Here is a 21334-nt window from a genome sequence, read left to right on the forward strand (position 1 = left end):
CCGCACTACGGCGCAAGCACGCCAATTCTCACTGCGGTTGACGCAACTCCGAGGGCGTCCTTCAGATTGTTCAAAGCGATTTTCGATTTTGATGGAAACACGACCACCTTGTCGCCACCGTAGATGCGTGGATTGCGGCTTTTGCCAGCGCGTATGCTCTCGACGTTGTAGTTCGCGACCAGCGTGTTTTGACCGATATTGCGGTAAACAAAGACTTTTCCCGCATCGCCAATAGTATTGAACCCACCTGCAAGTGCGACCGCGTCGATCAATGAAGCGTTGCTCGATACGGGATAGATCCCCGCCTTGTTGACTTCGCCATCAACGGTTATGCGTTGTCCGATCGATTCCTTGACGAAGATTGTCACGTCCGGCGATTGGAGATAGTTCGCGCTATAAGCGGCTTCGATTTCCTTCTCCAACTGACGGACGGTTTTTCCTGCTGCAGTGACGGTTCCGATGAGGGGAAGCGAAATTTGCCCGCCGGCGTCGACCTGAACCGTCCTATTGAGATTGTCGACTTGGAACACATCGACCTCGAGCACGTCATTCGGCGACAAGGGCTGCTCACTGCCGTTCTGGCTGTTTTGAGGAGCGGGAAGATCCTTCACAATCTGCAGAGCGCCACCGCCTGATAAGGGAACCGACGATGATGATGATGTGAGCTGCAGCGCATCGATCGAGGCCGGCGCCGTCGGCGAGGTGCTCGTGCAGGCCGAAACGCCGAGGGAACCGAGCATCACGACTATCGTAATCGCGGCGCAGTTCATCAAATTGCGCTTCATGAGGACACGGCCTTTAGCAAACGGCCGAGCCCGCCGAAGCGGCCGACCTTGTCGGGGCTTGGCTTGTTTGCAAACGTTTTTCCAACAGGCTCTAGCGGCCGGTTCGCCAAAATGTCGCTCGGCCGCCTCACTACCATATTGTAGGCCTCGTCTTCCCCGCACCGCTTCGCGACAGCGTCAAACGCTTGGGAAAGGCCAGGCCGGCGGCGATTAGCACCATGAGTATCGGATGCGATAATATCGACCCGGCCTTCGTCTATCAGCTTTTCCGAGTAGTAGAGCGCGGTACGCCCGAAAGCGCCAATAATCGAGTCTGCAGTAAGCTGTATGAGGCAGCCGAGCCTATTCAGCCTTTCGACCACGTCATAGTTTGCCTTGATCCAGGTTAAACGCTCCGGATGGGTGAGAATCGGGACGAACCCGGCCTCTAGGAGGCGCAAAGCAAGTTCTTCCAACCGCGGCGGCAACACATGGTGAGGCGGCTCGAACAGAAAATAGCGTGAACTGTTCAAGGTCGGCACGTTGCCGACCGTTAGCTGATCTGGAAGATCGGGAGCTATATGGATGTCGGCACCAACGTAAAGGGCAAGCGGGATCTCGGTGCGCCGTAGCGCTTGCTCCAACGAACGGACCGCCTCGACGATATTCTCCGTCCCGTTCTCATACATACCAGGTACGACATGGGGCGTACATGCCATATGGGTCGTCCCGTCGGCCACCGCCAACCTCGCCATTTCCAGCGATTCAGCAAGATCAGGCGAGCCGTCGTCGAGACCAGGCAAGATATGAGAATGCAGGTCGATCATAAGTGTTTCTGGCCACGTAAGGGCAAAACAGCGACTTCGCCGAGAGGGTAGACAAACGTGTCACCCGCTCATTGCGATTGACAACCGCGGAGGGCCGGCCGCCAGATTCAGCTACGTGCCGACAGAATTGTCATCGTCGTGAAGGCTGAGGATGAGCGCTGCCATCGACGCAAAAGCCGAGACAGCAACAAACCGATAGCGAACGCTCATCTTAGCCTGGCCTAGCCACCTGGAACCCGAACGAACACGCCTAGCGGCTCACGCCGTTGTTATCATCCTGCGTTGCCGCAAGAACTCCGGCAGTGAGAAGAGCGCCTGCGAAAAACTGCGCAGGCAAGCCAAATGCAGGCTTGCGGGAGGGGTCAATGGCACCCGTCTGCTCGGGGCTTACCGCGGAAGCAGCGTGTTCGGGATTCACTACCTTGAGACAGATGTTGTTTTCGACGCGCGAAATGTCGAGACTTGAATTCGCTGGCACGCTTAGCCTGCAATCTCCAACCTGAACGGACGCCGAGGCCTTGGCGCCAACCACCAGGCGACTGCCGAAATCCAATGCGCTTCCCGCTTTGGCAGGCCCATAGCCGGCCGTCTGCGAAACCATCACATTGCCACTTACACTTTGGATCGATCCGATTGGACTTGCCGGCCCCTGATAAGCCGTCGCACAAGTGCACGATGCATCCTGAGCGAAAACTGGAACTGAGCCAAACCCGACCAAAGTGACCACCCCGGCCAACGCACTTTTCAAAATAATGTTCATCTGCTTCGATCCTTTGTTTGCGTCGTTCAGACGCGCCCAAGTCAATGCTTGCGGTAAGCGCCTAACAGCTTTTGGTTCTGATTCCAACCTATTTCGCACGTGCGAGATAAGCTTTTGATTCAAGACGTGCCTGTTTGAACACAGTATATTAGCGACTACGAATTAGCATATTTGGTGTAAGCACGTAGCGAAGAAGCGGGAGTTAGGCGAATTGAAAATGTCAGTTGCTTTATCTATGATCACAGCTTTAAGTCTTATGAGATATCTTAGATGGTCAACCGGTTTTCCAATGTAGTGACTACCTATGAGTGTTACAATATTGTATGCGTACGTAATCAGGTGTCTTTCGTACGTCTTGACGTTTAAGTCATTATTCGCCTCGTTGCAGTAACTTGTTAGCAACGTTCGATTTTTGAACCTTATCTGCAAGCTTTGATTCGTATATTACGCGAACACTACTATCTTTACGCGTGATATCTTGCATGAAAACTTATTCTATTGCAAAGATATTGAGGTCAGAAACCTTTCAAGGCCGGAAATATTCATGGCGCGAAGGAGAACTCTTAGAATTCACCTTCGCGACCCCGACTACAAAGACAATGCCCGAACGCCTCGATGAGATTGGTCGCGGGGATTTGCAACAACGCATATCTGTTCGAGAAAGCCATCAACACACCGGTTCCTTTGCCCGCTTCTTCGAGCGCCGCTACGCCGAGACAGACTGTCCTCTCACGTTCATCGTTTCGGCGCAGAGGGCCCATGGCGGAATCTGGATGGATCATTGCCGTGACGGAACGAACGTTCCGTCGCCGAAATCCGCTACTGAAACGCAGTCTTTCGAGGTGGCTGCAATACCACTCGGAGCGGAGCACAGCTTCCGCATGCAAGCCATATCCAGACCATCATTCCAACGCCACCCGGAGAGAACAAGGTCGCTTCTCCTGCATTGGTAGCAAGGGCAGCAAACGTGATCGCGACAGCCTGCTCAGACCTCCAAATAAGAGGTCGATAAACGACGGCGACCACGAGGAAAGCGAACCCGATAAAACCGACAATGCCGAGCTCTTCCAACACAGAAAGGACGATCACGCCCTTCTCGACTGGATTTCCAATGGGGATGCCCATGAACCGCGTTACGTCCAAGTCCCACGGCGAAGACGGAAGGCCAAATCCGATGCCAAAAATGGGATTGGCATAAAAATTCGGCAGCGATTTATCGATCACGAGACCGCGCGATTCCATAAGCGCGCCAGAAAAGGTATCGGCATTGTTGAGCTTGAAGGCGAGGCTCTGGACCGCCGGCATGACAGCATCGTAGGCATAGCCAATTACGAAAACGCCGCCACCGAACAAAAAGAAGGCAGCTATGATGGCTCTGAATGCATGACCTTCACTCGATATGCGCCCAACTATGGCCGCGAACGGCAGCGCAATCAGAACCGCTAACATGCCGGTGCGTGCTTCCGTGGCAACCAGAGAAACGAGGCAAAGGGTTGTGACAATCCACCAAAACAGACCGCGCGACCGGCCCGTGTAGACCCGAACGATCATCCATGCGGTGAATGGCCCCAGGAAAACGCCGTACGCTTGCGGCTGGTTTAATAAGCCCTGGAAGCCATGATTGTTTGCAAAGAATCCGACAGCGGTGAATAGCAAAGGAAAACTAGCAAGCACGAAGACTGAGTTAAAGGTAAGCATCCATCGGATTAGCCGGTCTTGGTCCTCGTCTTTGGCGAGCTGCACATTCAATACCACCGCCGTGACGCCGATTAAGAATATTATCAACTTGGATAGCGACACATCCTTGGCGTAGCTCGAGATTAGGGTTTCCATTGCGACCACCGCGACAAAGGCGGCACCAGCCTTCAGAACAGGGGGCCAAAGCCAGGGTTGCGGCCGCTTTGAGAACAACGCGGTTCCAAATGCTGCAAAAAGCACAAGCCAACGGAGCAGCGCCACGGAATCCGGTGCAGGAAAGAGGGCTGGATTTGCCAAACCTACGACCACGGAGAGGCAAAGCGCTTCTACCGCTCTCATTGGGCCACCCAGTGCCCAGGCTGCCATCAAAACGTAAGCGCCGATGTAGCCTGCAATTCCGATGGCAGGGAGAGCGATGATGAAGAGTGCGCGCAGTGCGGCCATAGAATCAAACTGTCGAACATCTTTCATAAGCTTCATCACAAAATCTTGGGTCCCGTCTTCTGCGGGAGACAATTATGGAGGGATTTGGTAGTTGCCTAGTGCCGACTGAGAGGGAGAGGCAAATGGATCGACGGCAATTTCTAGGTGCCGCTCCTCTTATTGCAGCGGCTCCGGCCGTAGCGAAGACACCTCGGCACGATGTTCTCTCATTCAACGCAGCTGGCGATGGCGTAAAAGATGATACCGCGTCCATCCAGCGCACGGTTGACGAGGTGAAGCTGGTTGGCGGAGGCGTCGTCAGAATCCCCGAAGGCACCTATAAAATCAGTGCGCCCATCCGGGTTTATGGGAACTTTCAGTTTCGCAGCATCAAGATATTGGGGGACAATGCAGAGATCGTCTCGACCCATGCAGGCCCGGCGTTCGAATTCGATCCTTCGAACCCGACGCCCGCACCACAGGTCAAGCAACGAAGCGAAATGGACGGTTTATCCTTCTCGGGGCCGGGCCGTGATATTGCTGGCTCCAGCGGTATTTCCATTGTCAATGGAGCAACTGTACGAGTTCGCAATTGCAAGGTCAGGGGTTATGAGAAAGGCATATCTGGTGTCGGCGCCTTGATTTTGCGTTTCCTTGAAGTGGAGCTCTACGGCAATACCTACGGCTATCACTTCACCAGCACCAAAACGTTCGGTGCCAATGACATCCATTTCAACTCATGCTTCATTTTCGAAAACACTAAAGCAGGGTTTGCGGAAAACTTCCCGAATAGCGTAATCACTTTCAACCAATGCGAGATCGAGGGCAACAACTTCGATGGAAATGCCGACGATGGCGTTGTCACCATGGAGTTCTCCAATGCGGGCAAAGTAACCATGGTCGGATGTCATGTGGAAGAAAATCACGGAAGGGCGAATATAGTTTTTGCAGGGGGCAACCGATCATCGTCCTTAAATATCATCGGCAGCGAAATTCTTCCTGGCAGAAAAATATCTACGGTAGTTGAGATGGTGACAAGCTTTGGCCCATTCGGCCATCTGCACATCATGGGATCTCGGATCACAAGCGGACGCGGAAATCAGATTGATCTTGGTCTTGGGATTTCAGCTTGCATAATTGGTGAGACCGAAGGGGGTATATCTGGCGATCTAAGCAAGCTGGTCGTGATCAAGGATGGGAAGGTCGCGACCGGCGGTATAGAACCATAAAGTCAACAAGCTCGATAAGTCGACCCAACCTGCCCAGGCTGGCCACAGAGTAAGCCCTTTTGAGTAAGAACAGCAGCCAAGTCAGCACCGTCCGGCATGAGGCACTGGACGACCACTGCGTCCCCGAGGCTCGCACCGGTCTTCCCGTCACAGGGAGTGCCTGAGCCTCCCGGTTTGCAGTTCAAAATCATTCCCTGAAAATCACGCCGCGCCGCTTCTGTTACCATGTCGCGCAAAGCCAGAGGTTTTGTCGACGCCGCGCCGCACAGGACAATTTTGCGGCCCCCGACCCGCAGATCGTCGATCGAGGGAATGTTGAGGTGTCCGGTGAATGGTGAAAGCGTGACACGCGGTTTCGGCCGCGGTTTATCCCTCTGCGACACGATGACAGCCATGAAGCCCACGGCAAACACCAGGCCCACAGCAGGAATAGCGATCCATTTATTCATCGACGTTCCTAGCCTCCGCAATCCTGATAGTGTCGACGGGCTTTCTCGGTATCCTGGCCGCGCCGGCCATAGAGCCGCCGCATGGCGTGACCACGGATTTGTCGATACACGAGGGCGGTTTGGCAGGACGGCCCCTATTTGCCGTAGCGGCGCTCCAGCGCGTCGGCAATGCGCTCGCAAAGCAATTCTGAGGTCTCGGCGGTGAGGTGGAGACGGAGGCGAAGGCCGTGCGTATCAACTACCGTGGTGACAATACCCCGATCAGAGTACTCGGCGAGCTCGAGAACATCGTCGATCATGAAGTCTGGTACTTCACGAAGCCTTTTAGGGCGCTCATTCACAATGTTGTCCTCGCAAATTGGTGGCTTTCCGGGCAGGCCGAGTCTCATTCGCTGGAGCTCGGCGTAGCTCTCGGCAAGGTCTTGAGCGTTGAATAAACGCCGAGTGACCTTGCCGTTCTCGACGACCTGAACAATCCATTGGCCGTTGACATTCTTCAAACGCACGTCGTCTGGTTCTCCGGCAACCATAGCCGCCATCCTGGATTATCTCACAACATGTCGTCGGCTAGCGCGGAGCTGCTGATCACGCGCCGCCGGAAAACCCAACCGAAATCGTACTCATCGCGGCCCTGGCCGAATGGGGAAGGCCCTTTGCCCTCTCCTTCTGACGACGGTCGCGGCGTTATTGATTATGGCCTGGAAAGCGCTTCTGCTATTTGGGACACCGCCCGTTCGGCGGAAAACTGGCGGTCGAACAATCGCTTGCAACGTCCGGGCAGGTCGGCATCCGTTTCAACCTGTACCAGCAACCTTTCCGCTTTCGCGACCAGTTCATCCAGCTGATCGCTCTGGCACTCTTCGCCAACTCGCTCGTTTCGGATCAGCTCGGCCAAGTCGTTGCCAGGGTTCAAACGCACCAGTGCAGGGAGGCCACTTTGCATATAAGTCAGGAACTTGCCTGGTATGTTGTGAGACCTGTGGCGAAGATCCAACGAGACGATCCCAATCCGGCACTGTGCGTAAAGGTCCGGGATTTCGTCGGGGTGGATCTCGTCGAAAAAGACCACATTAGTGAGGCCGAGAGCCTGCGCCTTTTCTCTAAGTCTTCGGACCTCACTGCCGCGACCGACGAACAGGAATCCCACATCGACCCGGGAGGCCATTCTCTGCGCCAAGTCCAATACAATGCCGACGCTTTGAGCCACACCCATATTGCCTGCGTAGACGAACAGCTTGCGCCCGGCCAACGGCGTGTCACTGACACGGATCGAACAACGCACGTTTGAAGGCTTGTCCAGCCAGTTCTGCAACACCTCAAGCACGCGCCCAGACTTCCGCAGCCACCGACCGAAGTAAGCTAGGTTGCCCGGCGTCTGCACTCCGATCACATCAGCAATCGAGTATTGGTAGCGCGCGACGGCATCAAAGAAACGGTACGGCAGACCGCGGCCCATCAGACCCATATCAACGGCCCATTCGGGAAAGATATCACGAATGATAAGATACCCCTTGCAGCCGCTTTCGCGCTTTAGCGCGCTGGCCATGGGTCCGTGGAAGATCGAGGGAGCATACCAAACAATCCCATCCCAACGCTGCCCTGCCACCGGGCTTTTGCGCAGATTGCGCAACATGGCAAAGGGCATGATGAACTCATTCCAGGTACGCCTCACATAGCCAATTTCCTTGGTAGGCGGAGCTCGCAGGCGCAGCACCGTTACCCCGTCAAGCTCTTCAATAGCCCAAGGGCGGGCCAAGTCGGCCGCTGGGAGCATGACAGTCAGCCGATGCCCTTGTCGCGCAAACTCCCGGGAAAGATCCCTCAGTTGCACCGCGCCCGATGTGCGCAGCGGTGGAAAGGTATCCGCAATCAAAGCGATCCGCATCTGGAAGTCGCTCAGTACTTCTTCCACACAACGCGGTTCACATAGTCGGTATAGCTGTGGATTATGCGAACCACCTTTTCGCTGACATTGGGTATATCATAATCGGCAACCAGACGGAGCCCTCGCTCAGCCGCACGCGACTGGCTTTCCAAGATCGCAAGGCCCTGACATACCCGGTCGATGTCCAAACCCACCATCATTACCGCACCTTCCTCCATCCCCTCTGGACGCTCATGAGCCTCGCGCAAGTTGAGAGCAGGAAAATTCAAGATAGAGGACTCTTCCGTGATCGTGCCGCTGTCCGATAGAACTGCTTTCGCATTCATCTGCAGATGCACATAGTCCAGGAAGCCGAAGGGCTTCATAAAATGGATTCTGGAGTTCATTTCGAGGTTCAACGAGTTCAGCCGCGAACGCGTGCGCGGGTGCGTCGAAACGATTACCGGAATGTCGTGTTCCTGCGCTATGTGATTGGCGATCTGAGCAATCCGGGTCATTTTGTCCGGTGGGTCGACGTTTTCTTCGCGATGAGCGCTCATCACGAAGTATTTTCCACGTTCAAGAGAGAGCTGGCCCAAGACGTCCGATTTGTTGATCTCATCCTTATAGTAGGTCAGGACTTCAAGCATCGGACTGCCCGTCTTGATAATCTGATCGGGTGCGATCCCCTCTCGCAGCAGGTAGCTTCGCGCGATGTCACTGTAGGTCAGATGGATGTCGGCAACATGATCAACGATCCGGCGGTTTATCTCTTCCGGAACCCGTGAATCGAAACAACGGTTGCCGGCCTCCATGTGAAAAACAGGAATCCGCAATCGCTTGGCGGCAATTGCCGCGAGACAGCTATTTGTGTCTCCAAGCAGCAAAACCGCTTCTGGCTCACGCTCGCGGAGCACTTGATCGGTCGCCGCGATCACGCGACCAATGGTTTTGGCAGCCGTGTTCCCTGATGCTTCAAGAAACACATCGGGGCGGCGAATCTTAAGCTGCTCGAAAAAGATCTCATTCAACTCATAGTCATGGTTTTGCCCCGTATGGACGAGGCATTGGTCACACGATTGATCCAACCGGTCGATAACACGCGACAATCGGATGATTTCGGGGCGCGTCCCGACGATCGTCATAACCTTCAGCCTATTCACCAATCCACTCCACACTTGAATTCTCAGGGCTGAGCGCAGTTTGGACCCATGCCGAGGATGCGTTGAGCTAGTTACCTAGCAATTCCCATAAAGCACTGTAATTGGCGGCCCCTACGAGCAATCCTGATGTTTCGGCGCACTTGGATCCTCACTTCCAACGACCTCTTGGTTATACTTGAGGTAGCTCTCGTGCATTGCTGCCACGAGCTCCGGCCAGGGATCTGGCTTAAAGCCCGTCGTTTTTCTAAATAAGCCGGAATTTAGTGAGCGATCGACGGTGACGGACGTATCGGCAATAATATCTATTTCCTTGTCGTAGGCCTTGGATACAAGCGAAAGAAGATCAAATTTGTTGATCGGATCAGCCGAAACGTGAAAAAGGCCTCTTAGGTCGTTATTAGGGATCACAAATTCCTTGATCACACGCGCCAGTTCGACGGCAGGCAAGCCGGAGAAGACGGCATTCTTGTAGCCCCTGACTTCGCCTTGCTGGCTCAAAAACCAGTCGACCAGACTTTTTGAGCTCTCTAGCTCGTGACCGATGATTGAGGTGCGGAGCGTCACTGCATTCGGGTAATCGACCTCACCCAGAAACTTCGTTCTCCCGTAGAGATCGTTCGCGTCGGCAAAGTCGGATTCGAGGTAATTTCCCTTGCTACCCGAGAAAACACAATCCGTGCTCACATGTATCAAACGAGCCCCAGCTACGCGCGAAAGCTGCGCCAAGCGATGAGGGAGAGACGCGTTGATTGACAGCGAGGTGAGATGGTTTCGCGAAGCGTCAAGCTGCTTGATGATGCCCACACAGTTTACGACGACATCCGGCCGGGCCTCGGCGAACACGGCCGTCAAATCTCCATCGTTCCGAACATCGAGGTTGGATATGAGGCTGCCGTGCTCGCGAGGCAGAAAATGGTGTTTTTTGGCGGACGATCGAAGGGTTCCAACGGTTTCATATCGATGATCGGCGGAGAAGAACCGGAAGACCGCGTTTCCGAGCATCCCTCCAGCCCCCAGAACAAGGATACTGTTCGTCTTCACGTTACGCAGCGCCTTTTCTGGTGCGAACCTAAAACCATCGCCAGGAGATCTGTGTATTGGGCGCGGGCGCCCTTGGCCCGCGACCAAACGGCCAACCTTCCGAAGCCGTTGCAAACGGTACCAATGTCATGTCCATCTGGCTCACTCTTCGGGCTCGACATGCTCGCCACGGACAATAGCTTGCACAAACCGAAGCTTCATCAATAATGCCTGCATCTCCTTGACATCCAACCTTGTGGTGTTGTGCGAATTGTAGTCTGTCGCTTCCGAAATCTCGATCTCGCCCTGCTCGAAGAATTTTCCGTAGTTCAAATCACGCAAATCCGGCGGAACGCGATAGTAGTTGCCCAGGTCCTCCGCAGCCACTCTTTCCTCCCGGCTGAGCAAGGCCTCGAATAATTTCTCGCCGTGTCGCGTACCGATTATCCTGATCGGATGATCAGGGGCTCCCAGCAGGCCGGTCAGGGCCCTAGCCAAAGTCTCGATCGTTGCGGCCGGGGCCTTCTGCACGAAGATCTCACCGGGGTTGCCATGCTGGAAAGCGTAGAGCACCAGGTCGACCGCGTCGTCCAATGTCATCATGAAACGGGTCATAGCCGCGTCGGTGATTGTGATGGGCTGGCCGGCGCGAATCTGGTTGGTGAACAACGGAATCACCGAGCCCCGCGAAGCCATGACATTGCCGTAGCGAGTAGCGCATATGGCGGTGCTGTTGCTCGAGCGCGACTTTGCGACGATAACCTTCTCCATCATCGCCTTGCTGATGCCCATGGCGTTGATTGGATACACTGCCTTATCCGTGCTCAGACAGATCACACGCTCGACACCACAGTTTATGGCGGCTTCCAGAGTGTTCTCCGTACCCAGCACGTTGGTCTTGACGGCCTCAAGCGGGTAGAATTCGCAGGACGGCACCTGTTTGAGCGCCGCGGCGTGATAAATGAAATTCACCCCTCGTACGGCGTTGAGGACGGACTGATAGTCGCGCACGTCTCCAATATAGAACTTGACCTTGGAGTTGTTGTATTTCTTGCGCATGTCATCCTGCTTCTTCTCATCCCGGCTGAAGATGCGGATTTCAGCCAAATCGGAATCGAGAAAGCGCCGCAAAACGGCATTTCCGAATGAACCAGTGCCGCCGGTTATGAGGAGAGTCTTGCCGGTAAACATCGAGGATCCTTTTTAACTTCAACTGGCTGCAACAGAACGGAACATTTCCAGAGTGTCCGCTCGCGCCCGGTCGGATGCGGCGTAGCGTTTGGCGAATTCAATCGCGGCCATTCGCAGCGATCGTTGTTCTTGGGAATCTCTGTCCGCCGCGACCGCTATTTGCTGTCGCCATATCTCGATAGAAGCGAGGGGGACTACTGTGATTGCGCCGGATGGGACGGCCCGCCAAGGTGTCCGATCACTGACCAGGACGGGGGTACCGGCGCGCAGAGCCTCAAAGACAACATGCCCGAAATTTTCCCCCAAGGTGGGAAACGCGAACAGATCATATACGGCGAACGTTGGGGAGACTTCATGGGGCTCCAGCATTCCACGATATTCGACAGTGATATGGGAAGGCAGCCGTTTGATAATGGCCCGGCAGTTCTGCCAGTAGGCAGCGTCCTCCATAGGTCCAAAAACGCTGAGTTTGATCTTGCGGTCCACTCGGGAAAGAATTTCGAGGAGGCCAGCCAGATTCTTCATTGGTGAGATTCGCGATATGAAGGCGATGGCCAGTTGGCCCGCCGTTTTTCGCGGATGTTCCCAAACCCTGGAATATTTGCTTGCCGCGGACACCGGGTCGGCGGCGAGATGGATTTTCCCTGTTGAACACGGAAACTGACGCTGAATATCCTCAGCTTCCAATGGGGTGGAGGCGTGCCAATGCACACCTCGATACAGTCCCACCAGCCTGGCGCAGCTCAGATAGATCCCCTTTTTAAGACGCTTGATCGAGAGCGCACCGGCAGAAAATTCGCCTCGTGGCGCAATGCAGACGTTCGCGCCCTTTCTCCGGACAAAACGTTGGCTGAGATACATCGAAATGGACGATCTGTATCCGAAGAAGCTGTTCAGATATAGAACATCGAAGCTATATGGCTCCGCCGCCTTGGCCATGTGCCTGGCGTTAAATTTGCTCGGGTCGGCATAATATATCAAACCACTTGCCGAGCGCTGCCACTTATTGACACGGACTCCCGGATACGGCTCGTCGGAACCCAGATCACGATCCCTGGTGAAAATCAAAAACTCAACGCTGCTGCCCAGAGCTTCGCACATATTGGCAAGCGTACGAATTGGTCCGCCACCCTTGAAACCTGGCAAATAAAACTCGACAACACAAAGAACTTTGATCTTGTTCATGTCCACACAAGCAACAATACGCCTGCCAGCGCTCGCGCTTTGAGGCGAGAGTTGTATCTAGGCGTGCCTTTTAAGCTTTAAGCTGCGCTCTTTATCGGCGGGAACCCGTGCAATTGCCCCGACCTTCTTAATTCGCCGTAGATATGCTCGGCAGCTTGAGCGGCTGGCTCACGATCGAGCATAAGATTAAGTGTTCCCGGCAAGGTCGATAGCCAATAGGCGCAGACAAAATCGTGATTGTACTGGTCGTCCCAGCTTGTCGCAGAGGTCAGGCCATCTGAGATGATGCGGCGTAGATTGGCGGGGTTTTCTACCTGGATGACGCCCTTGTGAAATCCATAAAATACACGGCCATACAGAAACACCCGCCTTTTAAGCAGAAGCGCCTCGTAACCGACCGTGCTTGTGAGAGTGATGACCCCGACAGACGATTTGATGAGCTGCTTTGTCGGTTCGTCCGGCCCCAGCAACCTTACATTGGGCAGAGACCGTATACGTTGGTAAAATTCGAGCGAGGGGTATGCCCAGGCGCTCATATGATCCTTGACATATAGGCGGACGCCCTCGGGCAGACTGAAGGCAATGTTGCGAATGACTTCATATTCGTCGAGGTAGGCCCCAGCCAGGATCGACGTCGAAGCTTCGGGGTGGAAGTGCATCGGATATAGAAGAAATAGCTCACCAGCCACGGCTTGCTGATACATGTCGCGAACCCTGCCGGCTTTAAGACGGCGACGCACATTGCGCAGAAAGAGGCTTACATGTGTGCGCAGGGGATTGCCGATCTGGAACGAATTCGTACGGCTATCAGACGCGTGGCGTAGCAGCGCCCTGATCTTACTGATGCGGTCTCGTCTAAAGTACCGCTTAAACAAGGCGATACGTTCCAACCCATTGATTTTCATATAGTCGGGAACAATCGTTTCGATGTTGGCGATGTAGCTCGCTACCCACCGGTGAACATCCGGCGCCACGGTCTTTTGACCATTTCGAATTTCTGCAAAAGCCGTCTCGACAGAGTTGTCCGCCAGCGGATCTGCCGTAACCGAAAACCGACCGGGTAGGCGCGAGGCGCCTAAACCAAAATAAACGGCTTGCCGTTCCTGGGCCACGAAGAGTGCGAAATGCGAAAATGTGTTCGAGACATTTTCATACAAGACGAGATCCGTGCCATGCTTGTCGAATATCTCCTCGAAAAATGATAGCAGCGCGCTTTTCAGTCGATCGAAATACTCAAGATCGGCATCATCTCCCCAGACCCCATAGACCTGCGCACGCTCAAAGTCAGAGAGCAGGGCGGAGTTCAAATCATATTCGGCATAGCGGGCTAGAATACCGAAATCGACATGATGGCTGGCGAAGAAGGTCGAGAAATCGTAGATCGCAGCGAAGCCTGCGGTATCCAAGCCGTTCTCCTCGCGAGAAAACGCGCTGTCAACCGCAACCGCCACGGTGGCGCCGTCGTTGCTGAAACGCGCCGCCAGCGCGTTGAAAAAATGAAAATAGTTCGGCGCACTATTGGACAGGAGCAGAATGTTCATCTTGGCGGCCAGCTATCGATCAGTTCCGGGAGTACGGCCGTGGACGACCGAACGTCCCGGGTCACTTTACGGCCCAACACTGCTTCGAGATTTTTAGGCGCTAGCCCAAACCCTGGTCGTACGCTGCGTATGCAGTCTCGAGTGATGACATCACCTGCCTTCAGGTCCCGTACAAAATACAGCGACCGGCGGAACTTGACGTTCCCCTGCTCACTCGATTTGCGCCCATAGTCGACCTTGCCGAGCGCCTGCCAGGCCGTTTTCGCTCCGGCGCACAATGCTGCCATTTCGGCAGGCTCCAGTGAGAAGCTATCGTCTGGGCCGCCGCCGCCGCGGTCGAGGGTGAAGTGCTTTTCAATAATCGAGGCACCCAACGCCACACTGGTAATGGCAGTGGTATTGTCCAGCGTATGATCAGAAAGGCCCGTGACCAGCCCGAACCGGTCAATCATGTCGCCTATGGTGTGCAGATTGTAGTCATCGGCCGGGGCCGGATAGCCGCTGACGCAATGCAGAATGGCCAATTCCCTGCAGCCGCCGTCACGTGCAGCATCGATGGCTTCCTGGATTTCGTCTGCATCCGCCATGCCAGTCGAGATGATCATCGGTTTGCCGGTGCTGGCGGCATATTTGATCAACGGCAGATCGACAGCTTCGAACGAGGCGATCTTGTAAGCTGGCGCATTCAGATCCTCCAGGAGATCAATCGCCGTACTGTCGAAAGGCGAGCTGAAGATGGTCGTGCCCACCTTGCGGGCATGGTCGAAGAGGAGCTTGTGCCAATCCCACGGCATATGCGCTTCTTCATAGAGATCGTAGAGTCTTCGCCCATCCCACAAACCGCCTTTGATGCGGAATTCCTCGCCATCGCTATCGAGCGTGATCGTATCGGGTTTGTAGGTCTGCAGCTTGACGGCATCTGCTCCGGCCTTTTTGGCCTCCTCGACGATCTGTAGCGCCGTTTCGATTCTGCCGTTGTGGTTGGCGGACAGTTCGGCAATGACATAGGGGGGCTGGTCCGGGCCGATCAGACGCCCGGCGATCTGGATACAGTTCAATTGGGTTCTCCAAGAGGTATCATTCGGACAATCCAGTCGCTTTTCAGCAACCCAAAGCAAACGATGGAACGATACGACCCCTGGATCCGTTGTTGCTCCCGCAATACACCCTCCTGAGCAAAACCCAAACGTTCGTGCAGCGCGATAGAGGCCGTGTTGAAATCAACCGCTTGGCCGCAGACCTTATGCAGGTTCAATTCACCGAATGCATAAGTCAGCGCCGCGAAACCGAGCTTTTTGCCGGTTCCTTTTGTTGCCTTGGGATCGGCATAAAATCCCCAGTTCGACACCCCGTCGTCAGCGACATTGTCGAACTGGACGTAGCCGATAGGGACTTCTCCAACCATAGCTATCAGCAACCGGCGAGTTTCGTCATGGCACAGCCGGGAGAACCAATTGCGGTGCTCGTCCAGGCCGATTTCGTGCTGAGTAAACATGAAACGACGCACGTCCCAATGATTTCGCCATGCCAAAACCATAGGCAGGTCATCAACGATCATCGCGCGAACGCGGCACAGCTCAGACATGTTCACAGACCATTCGATCGGCGGTCCGGGCAACGCCTTCTCCGTCAGTGACCCTTGCGGCTGCGTTGCTTAGATCAAGGAGAAACTGACTAACCGTCCCTGACACCAGGCGCTCCTCCAAGTGCGTTACAACTTGCGAAGGCTTCTGCAGGGCCACGACGGCCCCTGAAACTTGTAGCGCCTCGGCAACGGGATGTTGGTTGTCCGCCAGCACCAACACAAAGCTGGGCAGGCCCATGCAGCAGCGCTCCCAGGACGTGCTTCCGGCCGCGCCGATCGCAAGGTCGCTTTCGGCCATCAAGCGGGCCATGTCGCTCACACCGACGAGAACTCGAGTCGGGTAGCGCATTGCGGCCGCACGGACACGCACCTGATCTATCCAGGGCGCGTGCGGCCCCATGACAACCGTAATCCGGACATTCGGGGGCAAGGTCCCCTCATCGAGCGCGTCCAACACAGAGCCCGTGACGTTCTCCTTGTCTACACCGCCCATGGTAACGAGCAGATGCTCGAGTTTCGGTTGGACCCGACGAGCTAGACTCGCTGCGCGCAGCTTCGCGAATTCGGGTCGAAGAAGCGCATAGTTCGGTCCGAACAACGTGATGGCGTGGTCGCCCAGGAGGCCATCGTAGTCCCCTCGCGTGCGGCCGAGACTCTGGTCGAGCAACAGATCGCAATCGTGCGGGCGGTCAGCCAAGTCGTCGATGACCATCAGGTGTCGACAGGCAGGATGAAGTTCTTCCTCCCAGCGGCAGTCTAGCCCGTAATGATCCACGACCAGACAGTCCACCGCCCCGATGGCCTGGCGCGTTTCCTGGGCATCTCGAGCCCAGTCCGTCCCCAGCCAGTAGGCATGGGGTGGAACCGCGCACGCCTTAATGCCGTCCGCAGGCGGTTTGGGGAGCGCGACGGCCGTATAGCCGCGCTCTGCTATGAGGTTCATAAGGTGGCCATTGTGTAGGCGGCAAATGAACAGGCTTTCCGCGCCGCGCTCGCGAAGCGCGTCAGCCAGCGTGAGACAGCGCATGACATGACCCGTGCCAATCTCGATCGAGGCATCAGTTCGAAAGGCGATCTGCATGCGTTTCATTCACTGTGGGACAATTTTGGATCATTCCGATCCTGTGTCCGGGTTCAGAACCCGGAACATATACTCCGCACGCATCCAATCCTCGGGTGTGTCGATGTCTTGCACACGATGGCGTGGCAAGAGCACTGGGACGCTGCCTTCGCCGAACACAGGCTTGTTCTCGAGCCATGCCTCTGAGCGACCCCAGTAAAATTGACCGGCGTCGTGCCAGGCTTCCTCAAGGTCTTGAGAGCGACTCCCAAGATGCTCAGGCTGGAACATTGCCAAGCGTTGGCCTGCCGTGATCCGCAACGCCCGGTGAATGGGAAAGGCGTAGCTCGTCACTGAGAAGGCGAAGTCGGCCTCGGTCGCCCGAAGCATCTCCAGGCCCCGTCGCACGTCGCTCGCCCGCACAAATGGCGCAGTGGCGTAGATACAACAGACCTCACTGGCAGGAGCTCCCTCCCCCGCCTGCCATCGGATGGCGTGTGCCACGACGGGAACAGTTCCAGTGTGGTCGTCAGACAGTTCACTCGGGCGCATGAAAGGCACTTCTGCGCCGTATTCTTTTGCCACCTCGGCGATCTCACCATCGTCCGTGCTGACGATGATACGGTCGAAACAGGCGCTCTGTTTGGCTGCGCGGATCGACCACGCAACGATCGGCAGACCGCCAAAAGTGCGGATGTTTTTGCGGGGGATGCGCTTTGAACCGCCCCGCGCCGGAATCACGGCGAGCCTCATGCCTCCATGGCCTCGCGCAGGACCTCAACCACGAACTCCTGGTCCGCGTCGGTCAATGCCGGGTGCATGGGGATACTGATAGCCTCCCGGTAATAGCGCTCAGCCTCTGGGTAGTCGCCGTCCCGGAAACCCATCTTCTGGTAATAGGGTTGGGTATGCACCGGGATGTAATGGAGGTTGACCATGATATCCTTGGCGCGCAGCGCCTCGAAGATCTCTAGATGCGACACGCCTATGTTCTCCAGCTGTAGCCGGATCACATACAAATGGTAGGCGGAGTAGCTGTCTGGATGTTGCCACGGCAGCGTCAATGGCAGGTTGGCCAAGAGCGTATTGTAACGGTCGGCGATCTCGTGTCGCCGCTTTACGTAATGGGCCAGGCGAGCAACTTGGCTCACGCCTAGCGCAGCCTGCATGTCCGTCATTCGGTAGTTGTAGCCGAGAGCGACCTGTTGATAATACCAAGGGCCATCCATGAGCTGCGTCATGAGCTCCGGCTCTCGCGTGATGCCGTGGCTTCGCAGGAGGCCCAAGCGCGTTGCCAATTCATCATTGTTGGTTAAAGCCATCCCGCCTTCAGCGGTGGTGATGATTTTTACGGGATGGAAACTAAACACGGTGATGTCGCTGTATCGACCGCTTCCGATGGGCTCCCCCTTGTAACGAGCGCCGATGGCGTGGGAGGCATCTTCGAGGATCTTAAACCCGTACTTTTCACCAAGGGCGTGAATGGCCTCCATATCGCATGGCTGGCCGGTGTGGTGGACAGGGGCCACAATCTTCGGCAGGCGGCCGACCCTTTCAGCTTCGATAAGCTTTTGCTCCAGGGCCTTTGGACAGAGGTTATAGGTACGCGGGTCGATATCCACGAAGCTCACTTGAGCGCCGCAATAGAGCGCACAATTCGCCGTGGCCACAAACGTGTTCGGCGTGGTCCAGAGAAAATCGCCGGGTCCGAGATCCAACGCCAGACAGGCGATGTGGAGTGCCGAGGTGGCGCTGTTGACGGCGACCGCATGCCTGGCACCAGTGCGCGCCATCACGCTCCGCTCAAACTTCGGGATGTTGGGCCCTTGAGTAAGGTTGACGGACTTCAAAACGCCAACAACGGCATCGATGTCAGCCTGTGTGATATCTTGTTGTCCGTAGCGGATCATAGGTTTGGCCCGTATTTGAGCAAAAGTTTGAATTATGCCGTTGACTTTGGCGTTGAGTGATTCCTGTCGAGCAGCTGGTAGGCGACCGCTTTCCAGATCATGATCAGAGTGAACGAGATCGTCATGCTGATCGGAACAGCCAGTTCGGCGTGGCTTTTGCTTAGGCACCAGGTGGATATGACAAACACCGGCAATGCAGCGATGTGGCTGTAGATGATGGGCTTGTCGACCCCGCGGGCGTACAGGGCATAGTGAGGCACCATGCCGACGGCATTTGTGATTGCTGCAAGCACGACCCACGGGTATAGGCCAAAAGCGTCCTGGTAGACTGCCTTGTCAACCCAATGGAGCAAGTATGGCAGCAACGTCCAGCTTACGAAGCCAAACGCGACCGAAATAGCCAATGTCTGAAAGAACATCTGCCGAACAGTCGCACGGGCAAGATCATATTCCCGCTTGTGGCTATGACTGATCAGCGCTGGGTAGCTGAACGAGAAGACGCCGGCATCCAGAAAGACCATCAGTGTGCTGGCAACCCCGAGGAACAACACATAGGCGCCGACCGTTTCAATGCCACCCAGGCCCTCCATCCAATATCGATCGGCTGTCTGGATACCACGCAAGGCAAGGGTCGAAACGAGGAACGCCGCGCTAACCGAGATCCCTTTTCGGACCCAACGCCAATCGATCGGCCTTGACCACCCGCCAATCGGAAGTTGCTTTACCCTCCAAATACCCAGTGCTCCCGCTGCGAGGCCCGCACATACCCAGAGCACCATAATGACGTTGAGATTCCGACCGTCTGGATATGCGATCATCAGGGCTACGGCCGCGATCGCCCAGCTGCCCTGGCGGACGAACAACGTTATGCTCGCGGCAACCTGATCCGACAACACGATGAGCAGCCGGGATACTTCCTGGTTGAAATGTTCCAGTGCCAGAATAGGAGCGAACCAGCAGAGCAAGGACACTGACCAACCCATACGCATTAGAACCAGGACAAAGGTTGGCAGTACAATCAGGTATAGAAGACCACATAAAGCCAGCTGCCCCTTTAACATGGCTCCTCGCTGGTCTTCAGATACCGTCAGAATCTCTCGCGAAAGGAAGACATAAAAATCCAAACCGACCAAATATAGACCGTAAATGATCGTTGCTGTGAAAAGCCCGTAGTACCCGACAGACGTCGGTTCGACGTACCTGGCGAGGAAGAATACAAACAGAAACCGGGTCAACAGGGTGCCAAAACGCAAACCAATGTTCAGCAGACGGGCCGCCCCGGCAACCAAACGCTCATTTCCCAGCAGCAGGGGCGCCAATGCGATTTTCAACGACCGGCGTCGGTCTGGACTCGCACTCTCGGCCATTCAACGAGCGCCAAAGCCGGTGAGGACTGTTCTAATCGTTCGAAAAACGATTAGCAGATCCAACCACGGGGAGAAGTTCTTGATGTAGTAGAAATCGTAATGGAGTTTTTCCAGTACCTCTCCAACAGCCGCCACATGACCCTGATTAACTTGCGCCCAGCCAGTAATTCCCGGTCGAACGATATGTCGGTATCTATAAAACGGGAGCTCCGCCTCATACCACCTGGACAGCACAAGCGCCTCGGGTCGAGGTCCTATCCAGCTCATCTCTCCCCGCAAGATGTTGATAACTTGGGGCAGTTCGTCAATTCTCGACTTTCTCAGGAATCGCCCTAATCGAGTGATACGCGCGTCACCGTCTTTTGTAATTGCCTGCTCTTTATCATCGGCAACGCGAGAACCTGCTCTCATTGTCCTAAATTTGTAGACCTTATAGACGTTCCCTCTGTAGCCCATTCGTTCTTGCTTAAACAACGCCGCTCCGCTTGAATCAAGTCTGACTAACGCGCCGACCAACAAAAGAACCGGAGAAAGAAGCACCAGAATTGCCAATGCCGCAATCCAGTCAATCACCTGTTTTATCTTCAAATAGGCTTGGTTCGGATTTAGAGAGCCGAGAGTGTTTTCTGATAGGTGCTCGATCTCGACACGCCCTGTCAGCGACTCGCTGACCTGCTTGATGTGATAGACCGGCGTGCCAGAAAGCGCTCGATCGGCAATATATCGCTCCCACTCGTCTGAAAGATCGGCCCGGAGGTCGGCGACCACCCCGCTCGCATGTTTTACAACTTCGTCAGACGAACGAATCCAATGCCAAGCCACGCCGGGAATGTTTCCGAGCCGATGCACGTTCCCCCCAGGAATTACAGCCAGTCGATATGGCTCGAGCCGTCGCGTCACGACGCTTAGCGCGAAGTACCAAAATGTCGACTGAAGGAAGCTCGCGGCCGCCTGGAACCGGCTGTAGTCGATCCGAAAAAAGAAAATGGTCAAAAACACGAGGCCGTAGGCTAAAGCAAAGGTGGGTAGAATGTATCCAGCTGCCGCTACCCCAGGAAAATTCGCGATCCTGCGGTATAACATGTAGCCTGTGATATGGGCCATGATCGCGGCGGCAATCGTGATCTGCATGTTAGAAGAATAGATCACGCCGAAGCCAACTGACGTTCGGATAAGGGCAGGAACCAGGACGGCAAACATCAGGCCACCGACCAGTTGAAAGCGCATCCGCAGCAGCAGATGTCTTTGGTTTGGTAAATTGATGGCGCGTATGTTCATATTCATGTGTGGGCGTCCGG

The 21334-nt window shown here is 55.3% G+C and carries 20 protein-coding genes; 1 reads left to right on the top strand and 19 read right to left on the bottom strand.

The window, feature by feature from the left end:
- Positions 1–5 precede the first annotated feature (5 nt).
- From JG746_RS35050 to JG746_RS35065, 4 genes are all read right to left on the bottom strand, one after another.
- Complete coding sequence (locus tag JG746_RS35050; protein ID WP_199202084.1) at positions 6–785, bottom strand: polysaccharide biosynthesis/export family protein; 780 nt, start codon at positions 783–785, stop codon at positions 6–8.
- Positions 782–1591 carry a tyrosine-protein phosphatase gene (locus JG746_RS35055; RefSeq protein WP_199202085.1) on the bottom strand — a complete coding sequence of 270 codons (810 nt, stop codon included), beginning with the start codon at positions 1589–1591 and terminating at the stop codon, positions 782–784. The genes JG746_RS35050 and JG746_RS35055 overlap by 4 nt, the downstream gene beginning before the upstream one ends.
- A 250-nt stretch (positions 1592–1841) precedes the next feature.
- Positions 1842–2351: a hypothetical protein gene (locus tag JG746_RS35060; protein ID WP_199202086.1), complete on the bottom strand. Its 510-nt coding sequence runs from the start codon at positions 2349–2351 to the stop codon at positions 1842–1844.
- A gap of 819 nt (positions 2352–3170) precedes the next feature.
- Positions 3171–4529 carry an O-antigen ligase family protein gene (locus JG746_RS35065; RefSeq protein WP_199202087.1) on the bottom strand — a complete coding sequence of 453 codons (1359 nt, stop codon included), beginning with the start codon at positions 4527–4529 and terminating at the stop codon, positions 3171–3173.
- An 86-nt stretch (positions 4530–4615) separates the two neighbouring features.
- On the opposite strand from JG746_RS35065, the gene JG746_RS35070 reads away from it, so the two are divergent.
- Entirely contained in the window at positions 4616–5701 is a 1086-nt protein-coding gene (locus JG746_RS35070) for a right-handed parallel beta-helix repeat-containing protein (protein WP_199202088.1), read from the top strand.
- 2 nt (positions 5702–5703) lie between these two features.
- Here the strand turns inward: JG746_RS35070 and JG746_RS35075 are convergent, their stop codons facing one another.
- The 15 genes from JG746_RS35075 to JG746_RS35145 all read right to left on the bottom strand — a co-directional run bounded on the left by JG746_RS35075 (position 5704) and on the right by JG746_RS35145 (position 21320).
- On the bottom strand, positions 5704–6150 hold the full coding sequence (locus JG746_RS35075) for a hypothetical protein (protein ID WP_199202089.1): 447 nt from the start codon (positions 6148–6150) through the stop codon (positions 5704–5706).
- Between the two features lie 134 nt (positions 6151–6284).
- Positions 6285–6680, bottom strand: a complete 396-nt coding sequence (locus tag JG746_RS35080) for a hypothetical protein (protein ID WP_199202090.1) — start codon at positions 6678–6680, stop codon at positions 6285–6287.
- A gap of 161 nt (positions 6681–6841) precedes the next feature.
- Complete coding sequence (locus JG746_RS35085; protein ID WP_244730997.1) at positions 6842–8062, bottom strand: glycosyltransferase family 4 protein; 1221 nt, start codon at positions 8060–8062, stop codon at positions 6842–6844.
- Complete coding sequence (gene wecB / locus JG746_RS35090; RefSeq protein ID WP_199202092.1) at positions 8047–9177, bottom strand: non-hydrolyzing UDP-N-acetylglucosamine 2-epimerase; 1131 nt, start codon at positions 9175–9177, stop codon at positions 8047–8049. Before wecB ends, JG746_RS35085 begins: the two co-directional genes overlap by 16 nt.
- Before the next feature lie 111 nt (positions 9178–9288).
- Positions 9289–10179, bottom strand: a complete 891-nt coding sequence (locus JG746_RS35095) for a dTDP-4-dehydrorhamnose reductase family protein (RefSeq protein ID WP_199202093.1) — start codon at positions 10177–10179, stop codon at positions 9289–9291.
- A gap of 180 nt (positions 10180–10359) precedes the next feature.
- Complete coding sequence (locus JG746_RS35100; protein WP_199202094.1) at positions 10360–11388, bottom strand: polysaccharide biosynthesis protein; 1029 nt, start codon at positions 11386–11388, stop codon at positions 10360–10362.
- An 18-nt stretch (positions 11389–11406) separates the two neighbouring features.
- On the bottom strand, positions 11407–12573 hold the full coding sequence (locus tag JG746_RS35105) for a glycosyltransferase family 4 protein (RefSeq protein ID WP_199202095.1): 1167 nt from the start codon (positions 12571–12573) through the stop codon (positions 11407–11409).
- A gap of 77 nt (positions 12574–12650) precedes the next feature.
- Positions 12651–14114, bottom strand: coding sequence for a capsular polysaccharide export protein, LipB/KpsS family (locus JG746_RS35110; protein WP_199202096.1), 1464 nt, complete (start codon positions 14112–14114; stop codon positions 12651–12653).
- Positions 14111–15172 carry a pseudaminic acid synthase gene (pseI, locus tag JG746_RS35115; protein ID WP_199202097.1) on the bottom strand — a complete coding sequence of 354 codons (1062 nt, stop codon included), beginning with the start codon at positions 15170–15172 and terminating at the stop codon, positions 14111–14113. The genes JG746_RS35110 and pseI overlap by 4 nt, the downstream gene beginning before the upstream one ends.
- A complete protein-coding gene (gene pseH, locus JG746_RS35120) occupies positions 15169–15699 on the bottom strand; it encodes a UDP-4-amino-4,6-dideoxy-N-acetyl-beta-L-altrosamine N-acetyltransferase (RefSeq protein WP_244730999.1) in 531 nt (176 codons plus the stop codon). The genes pseI and pseH overlap by 4 nt, the downstream gene beginning before the upstream one ends.
- Entirely contained in the window at positions 15692–16780 is a 1089-nt protein-coding gene (gene pseG / locus JG746_RS35125; RefSeq protein ID WP_342216570.1) for a UDP-2,4-diacetamido-2,4,6-trideoxy-beta-L-altropyranose hydrolase, read from the bottom strand. The genes pseH and pseG overlap by 8 nt, the downstream gene beginning before the upstream one ends.
- Before the next feature lie 30 nt (positions 16781–16810).
- Positions 16811–17512: a pseudaminic acid cytidylyltransferase gene (gene pseF / locus JG746_RS35130; RefSeq protein ID WP_199202099.1), complete on the bottom strand. Its 702-nt coding sequence runs from the start codon at positions 17510–17512 to the stop codon at positions 16811–16813.
- A complete protein-coding gene (gene pseC / locus JG746_RS35135) occupies positions 17509–18669 on the bottom strand; it encodes a UDP-4-amino-4,6-dideoxy-N-acetyl-beta-L-altrosamine transaminase (protein ID WP_199202100.1) in 1161 nt (386 codons plus the stop codon). Before pseC ends, pseF begins: the two co-directional genes overlap by 4 nt.
- Before the next feature lie 32 nt (positions 18670–18701).
- Complete coding sequence (locus JG746_RS35140) at positions 18702–19988, bottom strand: lipopolysaccharide biosynthesis protein (protein ID WP_202359570.1); 1287 nt, start codon at positions 19986–19988, stop codon at positions 18702–18704.
- Between the two features lie 48 nt (positions 19989–20036).
- Positions 20037–21320, bottom strand: coding sequence for a sugar transferase (locus JG746_RS35145; protein ID WP_244731001.1), 1284 nt, complete (start codon positions 21318–21320; stop codon positions 20037–20039).
- Positions 21321–21334: the final 14 nt, after the last annotated feature.

This window comes from Mesorhizobium sp. 113-3-3 (assembly GCF_016756495.1).
Taxonomy (GTDB): Bacteria; Pseudomonadota; Alphaproteobacteria; order Rhizobiales; family Rhizobiaceae; genus Mesorhizobium.